The 16,733-nt window shown below is 70.3% G+C and carries 16 protein-coding genes; 9 read left to right on the forward strand and 7 right to left on the reverse strand.

The features are described from left to right. The first annotated feature begins 204 nt into the window (after positions 1–204). From ACWD04_RS20230 to ACWD04_RS20240, 3 genes are all read left to right on the forward strand, one after another. A complete protein-coding gene (locus ACWD04_RS20230) occupies positions 205–1,179 on the forward strand; it encodes an acetylxylan esterase (RefSeq protein WP_451133738.1) in 975 nt (324 codons plus the stop codon). Positions 1,180–1,288: 109 nt separating this feature from the next. Further along, positions 1,289–2,452 carry a Gfo/Idh/MocA family protein gene (locus ACWD04_RS20235; protein WP_451133740.1) on the forward strand — a complete coding sequence of 388 codons (1,164 nt, stop codon included), beginning with the start codon at positions 1,289–1,291 and terminating at the stop codon, positions 2,450–2,452. Beyond that, complete coding sequence (locus tag ACWD04_RS20240; RefSeq protein ID WP_451133742.1) at positions 2,449–3,378, forward strand: DUF6807 domain-containing protein; 930 nt, start codon at positions 2,449–2,451, stop codon at positions 3,376–3,378. The genes ACWD04_RS20235 and ACWD04_RS20240 overlap by 4 nt, the downstream gene beginning before the upstream one ends. A 24-nt stretch (positions 3,379–3,402) precedes the next feature. On the opposite strand, the gene ACWD04_RS20245 is transcribed toward ACWD04_RS20240, so the two are convergent. Further along, a complete protein-coding gene (locus ACWD04_RS20245) occupies positions 3,403–3,846 on the reverse strand; it encodes a nitroreductase family deazaflavin-dependent oxidoreductase (RefSeq protein ID WP_451133744.1) in 444 nt (147 codons plus the stop codon). 323 nt (positions 3,847–4,169) lie between these two features. On the opposite strand from ACWD04_RS20245, the gene ACWD04_RS20250 reads away from it, so the two are divergent. From ACWD04_RS20250 to ACWD04_RS20270, 5 genes are all read left to right on the forward strand, one after another. Continuing rightward, positions 4,170–5,531 (forward strand): FAD-dependent oxidoreductase, encoded by a 1,362-nt coding sequence (locus tag ACWD04_RS20250; RefSeq protein ID WP_451133746.1) that lies wholly within the window; start codon positions 4,170–4,172, stop codon positions 5,529–5,531. Between the two features lie 384 nt (positions 5,532–5,915). After that, on the forward strand, positions 5,916–6,230 hold the full coding sequence (locus ACWD04_RS20255) for a DUF6193 family natural product biosynthesis protein (RefSeq protein ID WP_451133900.1): 315 nt from the start codon (positions 5,916–5,918) through the stop codon (positions 6,228–6,230). Between the two features lie 37 nt (positions 6,231–6,267). Next, positions 6,268–6,888, forward strand: a complete 621-nt coding sequence (locus ACWD04_RS20260) for an L-threonylcarbamoyladenylate synthase (protein ID WP_451133748.1) — start codon at positions 6,268–6,270, stop codon at positions 6,886–6,888. A gap of 112 nt (positions 6,889–7,000) precedes the next feature. Next, on the forward strand, positions 7,001–7,192 hold the full coding sequence (locus ACWD04_RS20265) for a DUF6381 family protein (RefSeq protein ID WP_451133750.1): 192 nt from the start codon (positions 7,001–7,003) through the stop codon (positions 7,190–7,192). 169 nt (positions 7,193–7,361) lie between these two features. Next, positions 7,362–7,751 carry a DUF2267 domain-containing protein gene (locus tag ACWD04_RS20270; protein WP_451133752.1) on the forward strand — a complete coding sequence of 130 codons (390 nt, stop codon included), beginning with the start codon at positions 7,362–7,364 and terminating at the stop codon, positions 7,749–7,751. Between the two features lie 3 nt (positions 7,752–7,754). On the opposite strand, the gene ACWD04_RS20275 is transcribed toward ACWD04_RS20270, so the two are convergent. Beyond that, entirely contained in the window at positions 7,755–8,762 is a 1,008-nt protein-coding gene (locus ACWD04_RS20275; RefSeq protein WP_451133754.1) for an MsnO8 family LLM class oxidoreductase, read from the reverse strand. A gap of 48 nt (positions 8,763–8,810) precedes the next feature. Further along, positions 8,811–9,197, reverse strand: a complete 387-nt coding sequence (locus ACWD04_RS20280; RefSeq protein ID WP_451133756.1) for an ArsR/SmtB family transcription factor — start codon at positions 9,195–9,197, stop codon at positions 8,811–8,813. Between the two features lie 97 nt (positions 9,198–9,294). Between ACWD04_RS20280 and ACWD04_RS20285 the strand changes: the two genes are divergently transcribed. Next, complete coding sequence (locus tag ACWD04_RS20285; protein WP_451133757.1) at positions 9,295–11,322, forward strand: heavy metal translocating P-type ATPase; 2,028 nt, start codon at positions 9,295–9,297, stop codon at positions 11,320–11,322. Positions 11,323–11,588: 266 nt separating this feature from the next. On the opposite strand, the gene ACWD04_RS20290 is transcribed toward ACWD04_RS20285, so the two are convergent. From ACWD04_RS20290 to ACWD04_RS20305, 4 genes are all read right to left on the reverse strand, one after another. After that, positions 11,589–12,479, reverse strand: coding sequence for an endo alpha-1,4 polygalactosaminidase (locus ACWD04_RS20290; protein ID WP_451133759.1), 891 nt, complete (start codon positions 12,477–12,479; stop codon positions 11,589–11,591). A gap of 429 nt (positions 12,480–12,908) precedes the next feature. Beyond that, positions 12,909–13,844: an adenosine kinase gene (locus tag ACWD04_RS20295; RefSeq protein WP_451133761.1), complete on the reverse strand. Its 936-nt coding sequence runs from the start codon at positions 13,842–13,844 to the stop codon at positions 12,909–12,911. Positions 13,845–14,546: 702 nt separating this feature from the next. Next, entirely contained in the window at positions 14,547–15,308 is a 762-nt protein-coding gene (locus ACWD04_RS20300) for an IclR family transcriptional regulator (RefSeq protein ID WP_451133763.1), read from the reverse strand. A 497-nt stretch (positions 15,309–15,805) separates the two neighbouring features. After that, positions 15,806–16,375, reverse strand: coding sequence for a YrhB domain-containing protein (locus ACWD04_RS20305; protein ID WP_451133765.1), 570 nt, complete (start codon positions 16,373–16,375; stop codon positions 15,806–15,808). Between the last annotated feature and the right edge of the window lie 358 nt (positions 16,376–16,733).

The raw sequence follows: 16,733 nt of genomic DNA on the forward strand, positions 1-16,733 counted from the left end.
GGGGAAAATCGCCATCAGGCGCCCACCCGAGAGGAGTCCGGCCACCTGGTGCGAACCGCGGGGTTCCGCATCGGACATCCCGGACGCCTCGCAGGCGCAGGCCGGACCAGCAACGCGCTTTTCCGCGATAAGAAAGCTTGGTGACCTTCGGGCCGACCGTCGTACGGTGTGACCATTCATTCTCGCGACACGAGGCGGTCCCGCATGGCCCTGTTCGATCTTTCCCTCGATGAACTGCACGCCTACCGCAGCCGGTCGGTGGAGCCCGAGGACTTCGACACGTTCTGGTCGGCCACGCTCGACGAGGCGAGAACCCACGACCTGAACGCCCGCTTCGAGCTGCGCTCCGGCCTCGGTCTCGTCACGGTCGACGTGTACGACGTGACGTTCGCCGGCTTCGGCGGCCACCCCGTCAAGGGCTGGTTCGTCATACCGGCGGGGACCACCGACCCCCTCCCGGTCGCCGTGGAGTTCATCGGGTACGGCGGCGGGCGGAACCTGCCCCACACCCACCTGCTCTGGGCCTCGGCCGGCTTGGCCCACTTCGTCATGGACACCCGGGGCCAGGGCAGCGGCTGGGCCCCGGGGGATACAGCCGACCCCGTGGGCTCCGGCCCCTCGCTGGCCGGATTCATGACCCAGGGCATCGAGGACCCGGCTACCTACTACTACCGCAGGGTGATCACGGACGCGGTACGCGCGGTGGAGGCGGCCCGCTCGCATCCACTGGCCGACGCCTCGCGCACCGCCGTGATCGGCGCGAGCCAGGGCGGCGGTCTCGCCCTCGCCGCCGCCGGGCTCGTGCCCGGCCTGGCGGCCGTCGCGCCGGACGTGCCCTTCCTCTGCGACTTCCCCCGGGCGACCCGAATGACCGACCGTAAGCCGTACCGCGAGATCGGCGACTACCTCAAGACGCACCGGGGCCGGGCCGAGCAGACCGACAGGACGCTCGCCTACTTCGACGGGGTCCACTTCGCCGCGCGGGGGCGGGCACCCGCGCTGTTCTCCGTGGCCATGGAGGACCTGACCTGCCCGCCGTCCACGGTGTTCGCCGCGTACAACGCGTACGCACACGCCGACAAGGAGATCGAGGTGTACGACTTCAACGACCACGAGGGCGGCGGCCCGTTCCAGCACGCGAAGCAGCTCACATGGCTGCCTGGTCTGCTGAAGGCCTGACGGACGCGCGCGGCCCGGACCCCCTTGACCTGCCTCACGCGCGGAGCCTAGGTTTCCCGGAGAGAAAGCGCTTGCTGTCCGGCGAGCGCCCATATCCCCACCTGAAGGGGTGTTTGTCACGACCAGCAATCCTTCGCACCGGGAGCCGGTGCGGGTCGCAATCGTCGGCACGGGTGCGATCGCGCGTGGCAGTCATCTGCCCGCGCTGACCGCACTCGCCGACGGGCAGCCGTTGGAGATCGTCGCCGCGGTCGATGTCGACGCGGCCTCGGTCGAGGCGTTCTGCACCGACGCCGGGATCGCCCACCCGTACACCGACCTCGACCGAATGCTCGCCGAGCAGCGCCCGGACCTGGTCACTCTCGCCACCCCACCCCGGTTCCACCGCGACCAGTCCGTGGCCGCACTACGCGCCGGGGCGTGGGTGTGGTGCGAGAAGCCGCCTTGTCCGTCGCTGCAGGACTTCGACGCGATCGAAGCGGCCGAGGGCGCCGGTGGTGACGGCCCGTACGCCGCGATCGTGTTCCAGCACCGCTTCGGTTCGGGCTCCCGGCACGTCCGGGAACTGCTCGCCGGACAGGCCATGGGCCGGCCGCTGGTGGCTCATTGCCAGACCACCTGGTACCGGGACGAGGCGTACTACTCCGTTCCCTGGCGCGGCGTTTGGAGCAGTGAGGGGGGCGGGCCCGCGATGGGGCACGGAATCCACCAGATGGATCTGCTCCTCGATCTGCTGGGGCCGTGGGCGGAAATTCGCGCGATGGCGGGCCGTCTGGTGCACGACGTGGAGACGGAGGATGTCTCCACCGCGCTGATCCGCTTCGAGAACGGTGCGATGGCCACCGTCGTGAACAGCGTGCTCAGCCCGGACGAGGTCAGCCGGATCCGGATCGACTGCGAGCGGGCGACGGTCGAGCTCACCCATCTGTACGGGCATCGCAACGCGGACTGGCGGATCACGCCGGCCCCCGGGGTCACGTCCGGAGAGGCAGACGTCTGGCGGGACTTCGGGCCCGATGTGCCCAGCTCGCACGAGGCACAGCTCAAGGGCCTGCTGGAGGACCTGCGGGCCGGACGCAGGCCGCGGAGCAGCGGCGCGGACGGCCGCAAGAGCCTCGAACTGGTCGCCGCGCTCTACAAGGCGGCCTTCACCGGCTACACCGTACGGGCGGGCGAGATCGGACCCGGCGATCCGTACTACGGCGCGCTGCACGGCAACGCTCCCGGCTGGGCGCCGGAGCACCTGGTGCGTCCCGCGGAGGTCCCGGCATGACCCAGGCATTGGAACTCGTCCACCGGCACGGCGACCACCTGTCCGTCATCACGACGGGAAGCGGGGTGGAACTGCTGCGTTACGTCTACCGGGCCGAGGACGCGTGGGAGGCCCCGAAGCCGTACATCCATCCCCTGCGCACCCTGTCCGGGCAGGTGGTGACCGGATACCGGCCCAATGACCACCGCTGGCACAAGGGGCTGCAGATGACCGCTTCGCATCTGTCGGGCGCGAATCTGTGGGGCGGCAACAGCTACGTGCACGGCGAGGGGTATCGCGCCCTTCCGGAGCGCGTCGGTTCCATGGCGCACGCCGGCTTCGGCGAAGTGTCGGTGCATGACGACGGGGTCCGTTTCGCGGAGCGGCTGACCTGGCACCCGCACGGCGGAGAGCTCTGGGCCGAGGAGACGCGGCGTATCGAGGTGCACGACATCGACACCGTGACCGGCAGCTGGGCGCTGACCTGGTCGTCCACCGTCACCAACCGGCGCGAGGAACCGTTGCGGTTCGGCAGCCCGACGACGCACGGCCGCCCGGACGCGGGATACACCGGGCTGTTCTGGCGAGGGCCGCGCGCTTTCCGGGACGGGCGGATCATCGCTTCTGACGCGGAAGGTCCGGACATGATGGGGCGGCAGTCCCCGTGGCTCGCGTACAGCGGTGAACACGACGAGGCCGACGGGCACGCGACACTCGTTTTCGTCCACTCCCCGGAGAACGACCACACCGGCGCGGATGGCTCGCATCCGGCTCACTGGTTCGTGCGCAGCTCCCCCTTCGCGGCCGTCGCTCCGTCGTTCGCCTTCCACGAGGAGCTGGTACTGGATCCGGGGGCGACCCTGGCACGCCGCTACCAAGTCCTGGTGGCCGACGGGGCCTGGGACCGCGACCGGATCACCTCCGCGGTCGGGGCGCTCTCCTGGTAGCGGCCGACCGTTCGGGCTGTCGCCTCAGCTCTTCCCTGCCGGGGAAAGGACGAAGACCGGGATCTCCCGGTCGGTCTTGGTCTGGTAGTCGGCGTAGTCGGGGAACGCCTCGACGGCGCGGCGCCACCACAGGGCCTTCTCCTCCCCCGTGATCTCGCGGGCGACCATGTCCTGCACCACGGTCCCGTCCCGCAGCTCCACCTGGGGGTCGGCCTGCACGTTGTAGTACCAGACGGGGTGCTTCGGGGCGCCGCCCAGGGACGCCACCACGGCGTACTCCCCGTCGTGCTCGACACGCATGAGCGGGGTCTTGCGGAGCTTGCCGCTCTTGGCGCCGCGCGTCGTCAGGAGGATGACGGGCATACCGCGCAGGGTGGTTCCTTGCGTCCCTTCGGAGCTCTCCATGAGCTCGACCTGCTCACGGACCCAAGCCGTCGGGCTCGGCTCGTACTCGCCCTCGATCGGCATGGCACGTGTCCTTTCGTCGGAGTGCTGCGGTCGCGTGCCCATCATCGCCCGCTCGGGGTGAGGGAGCACTCAGGGACACCGTCGTACATCCTGCCCACCGCGCGCCGTCTCATTCTCCGGACATCCATGAGACGGCTGGATCAGAGATCCGGTCAAAGAAACCGAGCCTCTTCAGCTGCATACGTCCCTTTATTTCCGAAATATCCCCCTGCCCCGATCCGGGGGCTACCGCGCACAGGCCGTACCGTGGGGGCAGCGGAGTAAGCCAAGCCTTACCCCGCTGCACTCTGCCCGTGCTCGTCCGCCCTAAGGAACAACACTCCATGACACGCCCCGTCCGCGTCGCCATCGTCGGAGCCGGTCCCGCCGGAATCTACGCAGCGGACGCGCTTCTCAAGTCCGAGGCCGCCCAGGAGCCGGGCGTATCGATCGACCTGTTCGAGCGTATGCCCGCCCCCTTCGGCCTGATCCGGTACGGAGTCGCTCCGGACCACCCGCGGATCAAGGGCATCGTCAAGGCGCTGCATCAGGTCCTGGACAAGCCCCAGCTGCGGCTGTTCGGAAACGTCGACTACCCGAACGACATCGGCCTGGACGACCTGAGGTCCTTCTACGACGCCGTGATCTTCTCCACCGGAGCCGACGCCGACCGCGCCCTGGACATACCCGGTATCGAGCTCGCCGGCTCCTACGGTGCGGCCGAGTTCGTCGCCTGGTACGACGGCCACCCCGAGGTGCCGCGCACCTGGCCTCTGGAGGCCGAGAAGGTCGCCGTGCTCGGCGTCGGCAATGTGGCCCTGGACGTGGCACGCATCCTGGCCAAGACGGCGGACGAGCTGCTGCCGACCGAGATCCCCGCGAACGTCTACGACGGGCTCAAGGCGAACAAGGCCCTCGAGGTGCACGTCTTCGGGCGGCGCGGGCCGGCCCAGGCGAAGTTCAGCCCGATGGAGCTGCGCGAGCTGGACCACTCGCCGAACATCGAGGTCATCGTCAACCCCGAGGACATCGACTACGACGACGGCTCGATCGCCACCCGGCGGGAGAACAAGCAGGCCAACATGGTCGCCTCCACGTTGGAGAAGTGGGCGATCCGCGACGTGGGCGACCGTCCGCACAAGCTGTTCCTGCACTTCTTCGAGTCCCCGGTGGAGGTCGTCGGCGAGGACGGCCGAGTCGTCGCCCTGCGCACCGAGCGCATGGAGCTGGACGGCACGGGCAACGTCAAGGGCACGGGTAACCACACGGACTGGGACGTGCAGAGCGTCTACCGCGCGGTCGGCTACTACTCGGAGGAGCTCCCGAAGCTGCCCTTCGACGTGATCTCAGGCACCGTCCCGCACGCAGCCGGACGTGTACTGACCGGTGACGAGCCGCTGCCCTCGGTGTACGTCACCGGGTGGATCAAGCGCGGACCGATCGGCCTGATCGGGCACACCAAGGGCGACGCCAACGAGACCGTGGCCTGCCTGCTGGAGGACCATGCCGCCGGCCGGCTGCCCGCCCCCGCGCAGCCGGGTCCCGACGCGGTCGTCGATTTCCTGGAGCAGCGCGGCGTCCGCTACACCACCAAGGAAGGCTGGCACCGCCTGGACGCCCACGAGCAGGCGCTCGGCGCCGAGCAGGGGCGTGAGCGCATCAAGGTCGTGGAGCGCGCGGCCATGCTGGACGCGTCGGGAGCCTGACAGCCGGTGAGCCACCCGCGCCCCCGTCGCCCTCCCCGAGGGGCGCCGGGGGCGCGGCACTGTCCGGAGGCGGGCCAGGAGTCTCGCGTCCGCCGGGCCCGAGGACGTGGCATCACGGCCACGGTGTCCTGAGCCGATCCAGCCGCGCTCCGTCCCGACATCGCGGGCCAGGGCGGCCCCACCGCCGCACTCCGTGCCCTTCGGGCAAGGACGGCCTTCCCGTCCCGGAGGAGGGCCCGGACTCCGACTCGCTGCTCCACGCCGGGGTCGCGAGCCGGTGCCGCCTCGGGAGAACTGATCAGAGCTCACCGTTCGCACACCCGACCGGCCGCTTCCGCGCCGGACCATGATCCCCTGCGGCCGGCCGAATCCGAGTGACAGCACCTGCACACGAGGGCGAGCCGACAGGGCCTGCCCGCGTACCGGGCGCTCGTCGAAGCGGCCTACGGAGAGCACTCGCTCCGCGAGCTCGGTCCGTCAACCAGCCACAGGACGCTCCGCTTCTCCGCAGCGCCCGTCCTCGCCTCGCCGTCGTCCCGATGTGCCGCGGCGACCACGATCCCGCAGGCGACGAAGGTGGCCGCACGTCAAATGCCCTCATCTCCCAGGCCCGTGACGCCAGACCGACGACGGCTCGCAGGAGCTGCCGGCCGAGCACCGACGCGTGCAGCCCGGTGTGCGCCGGCGTGCTCGTCGTAAGCGGAACGTGGATGTCCCGAGGCCGTAGACTCGCCGAATGGCCAAGTACTTCGACGTGCACCCCGAGAACCCCCAGCGCCGCACCATCACCAATGTGGCCGAGAGCATCCGGTCCGGCGCCCTCGTCGCGTATCCGACCGATTCCTGTTACGCCCTCGGATGCCAGTTGGGCAGCCGCGACGGGATCGACCGCATCCGGTCGATCCGGAACCTCGACGACCGCCACCACTTCACCCTCGTGTGCCAGAACTTCGCGCAGCTCGGCCAGTTCGTCCAGGTCGACAACGACGTCTTCCGCACGATCAAGGCAGCGACGCCCGGGAGTTACACCTTCATTCTTCCCGCCACCAAGGAGGTACCGCGGCAGTTGCTGCACCCCAAGAAGAAGACCGTCGGCGTCCGGATCCCTGCTCACACCGTCACGCAGGCGCTTCTGGCCGAGCTCGGTGAGCCGCTGCTGTCCAGCACCCTGCTCCTGCCTGACGAGGAGGAGCCGCTGACGCAGGGCTGGGAGATCAAGGAGCGCCTCGACCACGTCGTGGACGTGGTGCTCGACTCCGGGGACTGCGGAACCGAGCCGACCACCGTCATCGATTTCTCCGGTGGCGAGCTGGAAGTCGTACGCCGGGGAGCCGGCGACCTGACCCGCTTCGAGTAGCACCCCACCCGCACGGTCACTCCGCGCTTCCGGCACCCCTGCTGAGATGCGCGCACCCCCGGGAGCCTGGTTCGGTGGAGGGGTCCGCTCCGCCCAGTTGCAGGGAGTGATCATGAGCGAGTCAGAAGACGTCCAAAGCCGTCTGCGGCAGATGCGTGGCCGGGCCGAGGAGCTCGAGAAGGCCGCCGAGCAGGCCACCGACCCTGCGGAGCGCCGGCGCCTCCAGGACGAAGCCCACCGGCTCGAATCGCAGAGCGCGCAGGTCAGCGGAATGGCGAGCGGGGACATCTATCCCATGGAGTAGGCCGGGTGAGGGGCGTCCGGGGGCTGCGGGACGGGGCCGCGCTTGCCGTCATAGGCATGGCGTGTTAGTACCGGAACTGAGGTGACATGCGGTGGATGCGCGGAGGGCGGGCTTCCCCTCCCCCGCCCGTCCTCCGAGCGCGCTGCGCGAAAGGGGTCCGGTGACGTATATGAGATGGCAGGCCTTCCTGACAGCCGTCCAGGAACGCGGCGCCTACGCTTCGGCCCTCGAAGCGGAACGCGCGTCACGCGTGGTACTGGCGTTGCTCGGAGCGCATCTGGTCGGCGAGGAGCGGAACGAACTGGCCGCCCGGCTGCCGGAGACGTTCGCGCTCATCCTCCTGAACCCACTGCAGGCCGCCGAACCGCTCAGCTCCGAACGGTTCGTGCGCGCGGTGTCCGCCTGGATCGAGGGCGCGAACGAGCAGACGGCGGCCTGGGACACCAGTGCCGTGCTCAGCGTGGTGGCCGACGCCTCGAGCGAGGAGCTGCTCCAGCGCCTCCTGCTGCAACTGCCGCCGGGGTACGACCTCCTGTTCGGCCACCCCGGCAGCGGCTGACGCTCAGCCCAGGCCCACGATCCGCGCGAGCCGCCGCATGGAGTCCACCAGCGCCGCACGGTCGTACGTGCTCGTGGTGACCAGGACCTCGTCCGCGCCGGTCTCCTTGATCACCGACTCGAGCCCGTCCGACACCGTGTCCTCGGTTCCCGCCAGGTGTCCCCGCAGCCCGTTCTCGAACAGGCCCCGTTCCTTCTCCGTCATGGACAGCGATTCGATCCGCTCGGCCGGTGCCAGCGGCGGGAAGGAGCCGTAGGTTCGCGAGTACGCCATGGACCACGCTTCCGGGACCAGCAGTCGACGCGCTTCCCGCGCGGTGCCGGCGACCGCGACGGTGCCGGCCAGGATCACATAGGGCTCCCGGGCCCACGCGGAGGGGCGGAATCCGCTGCGGTAACCCTCGACCGCTCCTATCAGCTTCTCGCGGTCGCGGAGATCGCCGACGACGAGCGGCAGGCCGGCGTCCGCGGCGATGGCGGCGCCTCGGCCGGTCGCCAGGACGTACGGGGGGATACGCAGGCCCTCCGCGGGGCGGGCGTGGACCTGGGGATGAGCCTGCTGGGTGCCGTCCAGCCAACCGAGGAGCTCGGCGAGCTGCCCCGCGAAGGCATCGACGTCCTCCTTGTCCCGGCCGAGGGCTCTGCGGATCCCGTCGGTGAAGCCGACGGAACGTCCCAGCCCCATGTCGATCCGACCGGGGAAGAGCGAGGCGAGCACCCCGAACTGCTCGGCCACGACGAAGGGCTGATGGTTCGGCAGCATCACCCCGCCGGTACCCACCCTGATCGTGGAGGTCGCGGCCGCGACGGCAGCGGCCAGCACCGTCGGCGCCGAGCCGGCCACGCCGGGCACGCTGTGGTGCTCGGACACCCAGAAGCGGTGGTAGCCGAGTGCCTCGACCGCGCCTGCCAGCGCGACGGTGTCCCGCAGCGCCTGCGGATGGTCGTGCCCCTCACGGGTGCGGGAACGGTCGAGGAAGGAGAACCGGGTCGATGCGATGGAAGAGCTCACGCCTGGTTCAACGCCGCAGGCGCGCCGGGATTCCCCGCGGCCGTACGGTCAGTGCCGCGAGGCCGTCGCGGCGATCTCGGCGGGAGTGTCGCGGAGCCCGAGGCGCAGGTGCTCGACGTGATACAGGGCCTGGTCGAGGAGTTCGGCGACATGATGGTCGTACAGGGCGTACACGATGGAGCGCCCTTGGCGTTCGCCCGCGACCAGCCCGAGGTTCCGCAGCAGACGTAGCTGGTGGGAGCAGGCGGATGGCTCCATCTCCACCGCTTCGGCCAGATCACCGACCGCGCAGGGGCCTTCCTGGAGGCGCGCCAGTATCCGCAGCCGGGAGGGCGTGGCCAGCGCCTGGAGGGTCGAGGCGACACCCGCTGCCCCCACGGCGTCCAGCCGCTCGCGGGTGGTGGCGGTGCTCTGCTCGTCGCGTCCGTGGCCCATGGCGCCCATTCTACCGGTGACACATGAAGACCTGTTCATATATTCCTGTACGGTGAGGGAGTCGTCGTTCCCGCTGCCCGTGAGGGGTCGTTCCGCCATGCCCGCTGATGTGCTCCCGCGCCCCTCGCGCACCGCTGCTGCCGGTGCGGGGGGCATCCCCCGGCGTCGCACGCGCGTCCTCGCGCTGACCGAGGCCCGCTGGGCGGGCGCGGCCCTGGTGCTGTTCCTGCTCGCGCTCCCTCTGGAGCTCAACGGAGCCCCGGGCTGGACATGGGGCCCGCTGTACGCCCTCGTGTACGCCGCCGGAGGCTGGGAGCCGGCGTTGTCGGGACTGCGGGAGCTCCGGGAGAGAGTTCTGGACGTGGACCTGCTGATGATCGTGGCGGCGCTCGGCGCGGCCTCGATCGGGCAGGTGATGGACGGGGCGCTGCTGATCGTCATCTTCGCGACGTCCGGTGCGCTGGAGGCACTGGCCACCGCGCGCACCCAGGACGCGGTCCGCGGACTCCTCGACCTGGCCCCGGCCACCGCCTCCCGCATCACGGCCGGCGGTGGCGAGGAAAGCGTCGCCACCGGGGACCTCGTGGTCGGCGATGTCATTCGGATCCGCCCCGGTGAGCGTGTCGGCGCCGACGGTCTGGTACTCGACGGGGCGAGCGAGGTCGATCAGGCCACCATCACCGGCGAACCGCTGCCCTCGGCGAAGGAGCCCGGGGACGAGGTGTTCGCCGGGACGCTGAACGGCACGGGCACGCTGAAGGTCTCCGTCGAGCGGGACGCCTCCGAATCGGTGATCGCCCGGATCGTGGCGATGACCGAGGAAGCCTCCCGGACCAAGGCCCCCACCCAGCTGTTCATCGAGAAGGTCGAGCAGCGCTACTCGCTCGGAATGGTTGCCGCCACCCTGGCTGTCTTCCTCGTACCACTCGCCTTCGGCGACGACGTGACCGGCAGCCTGCTGCGCGCCATGACGTTCATGATCGTGGCCTCCCCCTGCGCCGTGGTCCTGGCGACCATGCCGCCCCTGCTCTCCGCCATGGCCAACGCGGGACGCCACGGCGTCCTCGTCAAGTCCGCCGTCGTCATGGAGCGCCTCGGCCAGACCGACACGGTGGCGCTGGACAAGACCGGCACCCTCACCGAGGGCACCCCCCGCGTCACCGGCATCCACCCACTGGCCGGAGCGGGGCTGTCCGAGGACACGCTGCTGGCCCTGGCCGCCGCCGCCGAGCACCCCAGCGAGCACCCGCTGGCCCGCGCCGTCGTGAACGCCGCCCAGGAGCGAGGGCTGACACTGTCCCCGGCCTCGGAGTTCACCTCGGCGCCCGGCACCGGCGTCACGGCCACCGTAGGCGGCCACCGGATCTCGGCCGGCTCACCCGCGCGACTGCTTCGCGATACGGCCACACCGGCGGCGGGCCAGGCCGCCGCCGTGGCCGCCGAGCTGGAGGAGACCGGGTGCACCGCGGTGCTCGTCCTGCGCGACGGCCGGCCGGTCGGGGTCCTGGGGATCGCCGACCGCATCCGGCGCGACGCCGCGGCAACCGTCGCCTCCCTGGCCCGCCTGACCGGCGGCTCCCCGATGCTGCTGACCGGCGACAACCCGCGCGCCGCCGCCCGGCTGGCCGCCGAGGCGGGCATCACCGACGTCCGGGCGGGGCTCCTCCCCCAGGACAAGGCAGCCGCAGTTCACGAACAGGAGCGTGCCGGGCGCAAGGTGCTGGTCGTGGGCGACGGCGTGAACGACGCGCCCGCGCTGGCCGCCGCGCACATCGGGATCGCGATGGGACACGCAGGCTCCGACCTCGCGCTCGAGACCGCCGACGCCGTCATCATCCGCGACGAACTGGCCACCGTTCCCACGGTGGTGGCCCTTTCCCGGGCAACCCGTCGACTGGTCGTGCAGAACCTGGTCGTCGCCGGCGTGTTCATCTCCGTCCTGGTCGTCTGGGACCTCGTCGGCCATCTGCCGCTCCCCCTGGGCGTCCTGGGGCATGAAGGCTCCACGGTCATCGTGGGCCTCAACGGCCTCCGGCTACTGCGCGAATCGGCCTGGCACCGCGCGGCCGGCCAGGGCGACGCCGCCTTGCCGACGAATGCCCGGGCGGCCGCCGAGATCGACTGACAGGCCATCACCTACGACGGCACACCTGCTGTGCCGGCTGTACGGAGGGTGATCCTCAATCCCCTGTACCGGCCCGACGGCCACGACGGGACGCTGCTGACAGGGGCGGTCTGCCGCTTCCACCCGGGCTTCTCCGGCGTCCGGGTCCGGTGGGGCGATCCCGAGCGCGGTCCGGATTCCGTCCGGGCCCGTCACGTCAGGATCAGTCATGCCTATGCGTCGGCGAAGGCGCGCAGCAGCATCCCGGACCTCTTTCCTCCGGATGCTCAGCAGGTCCGGAACACGTATCCCTGCTCGCCCTGGGGAAGTACATCGAGGTCTCGCAGGACGAGGGAGATCCGGCCGCCCCATGTCGAGCAGCTCTCGTCGAAGCCCACATCGCCCTCGCCCTCGTACTCGATCGCGAAGACACGGCCGTCGTATGCGTCGGCGTAAGCGTCGCATTCGTCGAACTGGGCGCATTCCTCCGTCACTGCGAAGTCGAAGCCGATCGCGTCGTGCCGGTCGAGGAGGTCGGTGGTGTTCTTCTGCCCGATCGCGAGGCCGTCGCTGTGCGCCCGCACCGCCAGCGCTTCGGCGAAGGCGGCGTTGTGTTCCTTCGTCAGCTTGCCCTTCGAGCGTTCGAAGGAGTCGAGGTTGTCCGGCTCCACCGCCTGGAAGCCGTTCTCCGCGCAGCCGTCGATCCAGTCCCCGACGATGTCCACGAGCTGGGTGCGCCTGGCGTCCGTCGAGGTGTCGAGGAGGACTTCGTCCCAGCCCTCGTCGATGATCAGCTCCCCGTCGCCGTCCTGCAGCAGGAGGCCGGGGTGGGTGTCCTGCCACCACTTCAGTGCGCCGGGCTGTGTCTGGAAGGCATTGACGTAGCAGACGTTGTACAGGCCGGGGGCCGGTTCGTCCTCGCGGTCGCGGGACACCGCCCGCACCCCGTCGGGCGGCGTGTAAGCACCGCCGATCTGATAGTCGAAGCCCATGCCGGCCGCCGGCAGGAGCACGTCGGCGGCCTTCGTCCGCTGCTCGGGCCCGGCATCGGCGGACGTCCCGCTCGCGGCGGTACAGCCCACCAGTACGCCCGCCCCGAGGGCGGCGGCCAGGCCTGTCGCCACTCCGGCCACCGCACTCCTGCGGCGTGAGAACAGGGAAAGGGCGCGGTGGGCCACACGTACTCCAGGTGTCAGGTATCCGGAAGAGGACCCATCCATCCTCCATCAGCGCTCCTGCGGCCGGTCCACCGGGGGCTCCGGACAATTTGGCTGACAAGGCGTCAGGGAGCGGTGGTACGCCCGTCGCCGAGCCGCTGTGCGCGATCGGTCTCGGCCATGTGACCCTCGGCCCACTGCCGGACGGCGGCCGGCGGGGCCTCCAGGGGGACAGTCCGAGTTCGGTGAGGCCGAGTGCACGCGGCGGCACGCTGGACTCCGCACGCCGGCTGACGGGACCGTCACGGCACAAGGCCTGCAGCGTGACCGACCCGCACCTTCTGCGAGACGCCGGTCATGCGCCGCTGCCCGGAAGGAATCGCTGGAAACTCTGCCCTTCGAGGCCCAGGACGCTCCGGCTAGCTTCGCGCGTTTCGCCATTCCTTCGCATCAGATCGTGTCGTGATCGCGGCTTCGCCCCTTCTCCACTTCGGCAACCCGGGCGAGAAGCTCCGCCCGGCCGATGGCGTCGGTGCGCGTCGAAGGCACGGTGCAGGCGTAGGCACCGGCCACCGTTCCGTACAGGGCGCAGCGCCGCGGGTGTTCGCCGTTCAGACGACCGAGGAGGAAACCGGCCGCGAAGGCGTCGCCGGCGCCGTTGGAATCCACCACCGGAGCGGGCGGGGCGACGGCGGGCGTATGCGTCAGCTCGCCGTCGTACAGCAGGTACGCCCCGTCGGCACCCGCGGTCGCGACGACGACCTGGGCCCTTCCTCGTTCGGCGATGTCGCGCATGGTGCGCTCGGGGTCGGTCAGCGCGGTGGTCGACAGGAACACCACATCCGCGTGCAGCGCGAACGCTTCGTGATAGGCGTCGGCGCCGTCCCAGTCGTGCAGATCGGTGGAGACGGTCACACCGGCCTCGCGGAGCAGTGGCAGTGTGAGGGCACACGGATGTGTGATGACGACGTGGGCATGGTGCGCGTCGCCGGCGAGTGCGCGGACCGTCGACTCGTCGAAACGGTCCGCGTCCTGCGAGCGGGTCATGTCGTACAGGGACAGCCGCCGCCCGTCCGGTCCGACGAGGTTGACCGCGCGCTTGGTTCCGCTCGGGGAGGATGCCTCGGTGAGCGGGACGCCGCGCTCACGGTGGAGGGTGCGGACCAGGTCTCCCTCGTGGTCGTCGCCGATCATGTCGAGGTGGTGGGTGCGCAGGCCGAGTGCGTGCAGCCCGAGCGCGACGAAGTCGCCGCTCTGTCCCGCGCGGGTCTCGATGCCCGGCCGGATCATGTAGCTGTCGGTGAAGGGGAGCGGCAGCTCGGGGACATGGACGATGGTGTCCACGCCCGCGCCGCCCAGTACGAGGACGTCGGTCTGCTTGCGCATGTGAGTGGTCGTGCCTCTCGGTTCAGGGGAAGGAAATCCGTGTGTCATGGCTCTCGGCCGGATGGCCCGGTCCGTACACGAGGCGCAGGACGGAGCACGCTCCGTCCTGCGCCTCGTCTGTCTGCGGTGGCACCCCGGCGCGTCAGCCCATCTGGGCTCTCGTGTGCAGCGCCGGCGCTGCGCACGGGCCGCCAACGCTGCCTGGACGGTGCCGTCGCCGCCGACCGTGACGGTGTTGCCGTCGCAGTGGGCCGACGAGGCCGCGGCGACATTGCAGTACGTGCCTTGCCCGGGAGGGAGGTCGTGAAGGTCTCGGTCGGGTCGCCGTGCGCGTTGTTGACCGCGACGAACGCCACGTCCTCGTACGGCCGCTCGAATCATGGTGACCGTAACGGTCTTCTCGTCGGGGGGTGTCGCCAGCGACTGCGAGGGGCGAGCGTGGTGAGGCCGGCGGCGGTCATCACGCCGGCCAGGGTTCCGCCGACCAGGCGGATCGGTGCTGCATGTACGGCTCCTTCGACGACAGGGCGCGGCTGCGCCCTCGAGGACAGCCACGCGCCGGGCTGCCGTGGGGGAACGTCCGGGAGCCTGCCGCCCTTCATGTGTAGCGTCAAGGATTTCCGCAAGGGCTTGCAGACCTTTGCGCAAGCCATTGCATTCGTGCAACTCCTTCCGGCGGCCGAGGAATCGGCCCGGGCGCGGTCAGCAGGACGGCGGTGGCAGAAGCCCCGCGGCCCTCTGCAACGCCACGGCGTGCCGGGCGAGCTCGGGTTCGCTGCCCCGGTCCGCAGGCATGGACGCCATCAGAGCGAGGCGGTCGCGCCAGTTGTGGCCGGCCAGCGGCACGGCGACGGCGTTCATTCCCCGGACCGACTCGCCGCCACTGTCGGCGCGGCCAAGGGTACGAACGCCGGCCAGCTCGGCGAGCAGTGCGGTACGCGAGGTCAGGGTGCGGCTGGTGACGCCGGACAGCCGCTCCTCCGGGTAGAGGGCGCAGACCTGTTCGGTGGTCAGCCGGGCGAGCAGCACCTTGCCTGCCGCGGTGGCGTGCGCGGGGTGGGCGCGGCCGGTCTCCAGGACGGCACGCACGGGGTGCGACGACTCCCGGCCATCCGTGATGATCACCTGGTCGCCGATCAGGGCGGCGGTACTGATCGTCTCTCCGGTGGCGTCGGCCGCCGCGTCCAGCACCACCTGCAGGCGGGCCTTGATCTCGGGGCCGTAGCCTGCCGGGCGTCCCAGCGTGACCAGTTCGGGTCCCGCGGAGTAACCCCGGCCCGAGGTGTCGCGGGTGGCGAAGCCGCGCGACTCGAGGGTGCTGAGCACACGGTGCGCGGTGGAGCGGGCCACTTCCAGTTCCCTGGCGGCGTCGGTGACCGACAGGGTGTCATGGGTGAGGAAGAGACGCATCAGGCGCAGCCCGGTGTCCAATGACTCGATGATGTAGCTCTTGGGGTCGGCCATGAGGTCCTCTCGGTCGTGCCACAGGGGCCATGTTCCTGGTGCGGCGCCCGGCTCCCCCGATGATCCGCACCATGTGTGATCCGTCCGAAGTCGACCCCACCCAGGCATGAAGGGACACCGGCTATTCTGCTCCGTTGCTGCTCGAGGCCGTGAGCACGTGATCCAACTCATTCGGCGTCACAGCGACAAGAGAAACCCCCCTCGGGAGAGACGCACGCATCGGTCTGGACCCACCGTTGATGTGCACCGCCTCGCGCAGCGACGGTGAACGCACTCCGGTCCGCCGCAACCCATCCGCATGTGATACTGCCGCACCGGCCTTGGCCCGGGGCTCCCGCGCCATCCCGGAAGGGCCCGTGAGAAGCCGCCCACGGAGCCACCGCCCTTCGAGCGAGGGATGCCGGAGGAGGCAAGGAACCTCAAGCGGCGCACAACCTGCTTCTCATGCTCGACAAGGCGAGAGCGGAGGCGCACCGGCTCGGGCCGGCGGCCCGCAGTCAGCCGGGGTCGTGAACCTCGCCGGGGCACATGGTCTTCACAGCGAGCACCGGATCGAGGGGCTCTACGAGTTCTTCGGCAGCCACGGCGACGAGGCGCTCCGGGGCATCGCCATCCAGCAACGCGCGCACGTACTCGATGGCCTCCGCAGGCGACAGTGCCGGCAGCCGCCGGCGAAGTGACCGCACAGCGTCCATGCGTCCGCGCGTGGCGGCGACCACGCGTGTCGCATCGTGCAGATCGTCCACTGCGGTGCGCACCGGCAGCCCACGTATCCGGGCTCGGTAGTCGGCCTCCCACTCCCCGGTCACCGCGGAGACGACGCCGATCCGGTGCAGCCCCCCGTCGACGCGGTCGACCAGGTACGGCCCATTGCCGACCAGCATGAACTCCGAGTTCCGGGTGCGTACGAACTCCTCGGACTGCCAGAAGACGATCCATACCAACTCGTGCTCCCGGACATGGACCACGGCCACGCGCATCGCGTCCCCGTCCGCAGCTCGCCGCTTCTGGTGGTCGCGCGCCAGCTGTTCTTCGACAGCCTGAACTGCCGCATCTCGCTCGATCACCCGTGCAGCATCCCGTACGGACCTCGGTCTCGACCAGCGAGTTCTCACGACTGCGCCAGCACCCGCAAGACCCTGGGTTCCTGCCCGGCGGGCCCGTGAGCACCGCCGCCCTGCCTGGAGGTGGCGAACAAGCGTATGAAGAGTGAATACCGGCACCTGTGACCCATATTGTGCTCACGCGCCCAGTGAGGGCGGCCGCTGACAACGGTCATGGGAGGCAAGCAGAGGATCGGTCGGGCCCCTGACGGATCACGGATCACCGGGCTGTGGAGGAGAAGGCCACGGTCCAGTTAGGGTTACCTTATTGACGTGTTCTCATCCTTTCGCCTTCCCTCTCGCAAGGAGACGTTCATGCGCT

The organism is Streptomyces sp. NPDC002911 (assembly GCF_053591835.1).

Excerpts from the sequence above, each read along its gene's own strand:
- ACWD04_RS20230 (WP_451133738.1), top strand. The coding sequence starts at position 205 with ATGGCCCTGTTCGATCTTTCCCTCGATGAACTGCACGCCTACCGCAGC.
- ACWD04_RS20240 (WP_451133742.1), top strand. The coding sequence starts at position 2,449 with ATGACCCAGGCATTGGAACTCGTCCACCGGCACGGCGACCACCTGTCC.
- ACWD04_RS20245 (WP_451133744.1), bottom strand. The coding sequence starts at position 3,846 with ATGCCGATCGAGGGCGAGTACGAGCCGAGCCCGACGGCTTGGGTCCGT.
- ACWD04_RS20250 (WP_451133746.1), top strand. The coding sequence starts at position 4,170 with ATGACACGCCCCGTCCGCGTCGCCATCGTCGGAGCCGGTCCCGCCGGA.
- ACWD04_RS20260 (WP_451133748.1), top strand. The coding sequence starts at position 6,268 with ATGGCCAAGTACTTCGACGTGCACCCCGAGAACCCCCAGCGCCGCACC.
- ACWD04_RS20265 (WP_451133750.1), top strand. The coding sequence starts at position 7,001 with ATGAGCGAGTCAGAAGACGTCCAAAGCCGTCTGCGGCAGATGCGTGGC.
- ACWD04_RS20270 (WP_451133752.1), top strand. The coding sequence starts at position 7,362 with ATGAGATGGCAGGCCTTCCTGACAGCCGTCCAGGAACGCGGCGCCTAC.
- ACWD04_RS20280 (WP_451133756.1), bottom strand. The coding sequence starts at position 9,197 with ATGGGCCACGGACGCGACGAGCAGAGCACCGCCACCACCCGCGAGCGG.
- ACWD04_RS20285 (WP_451133757.1), top strand. The coding sequence starts at position 9,295 with ATGCCCGCTGATGTGCTCCCGCGCCCCTCGCGCACCGCTGCTGCCGGT.
- ACWD04_RS20295 (WP_451133761.1), bottom strand. The coding sequence starts at position 13,844 with ATGCGCAAGCAGACCGACGTCCTCGTACTGGGCGGCGCGGGCGTGGAC.
- ACWD04_RS20300 (WP_451133763.1), bottom strand. The coding sequence starts at position 15,308 with ATGGCCGACCCCAAGAGCTACATCATCGAGTCATTGGACACCGGGCTG.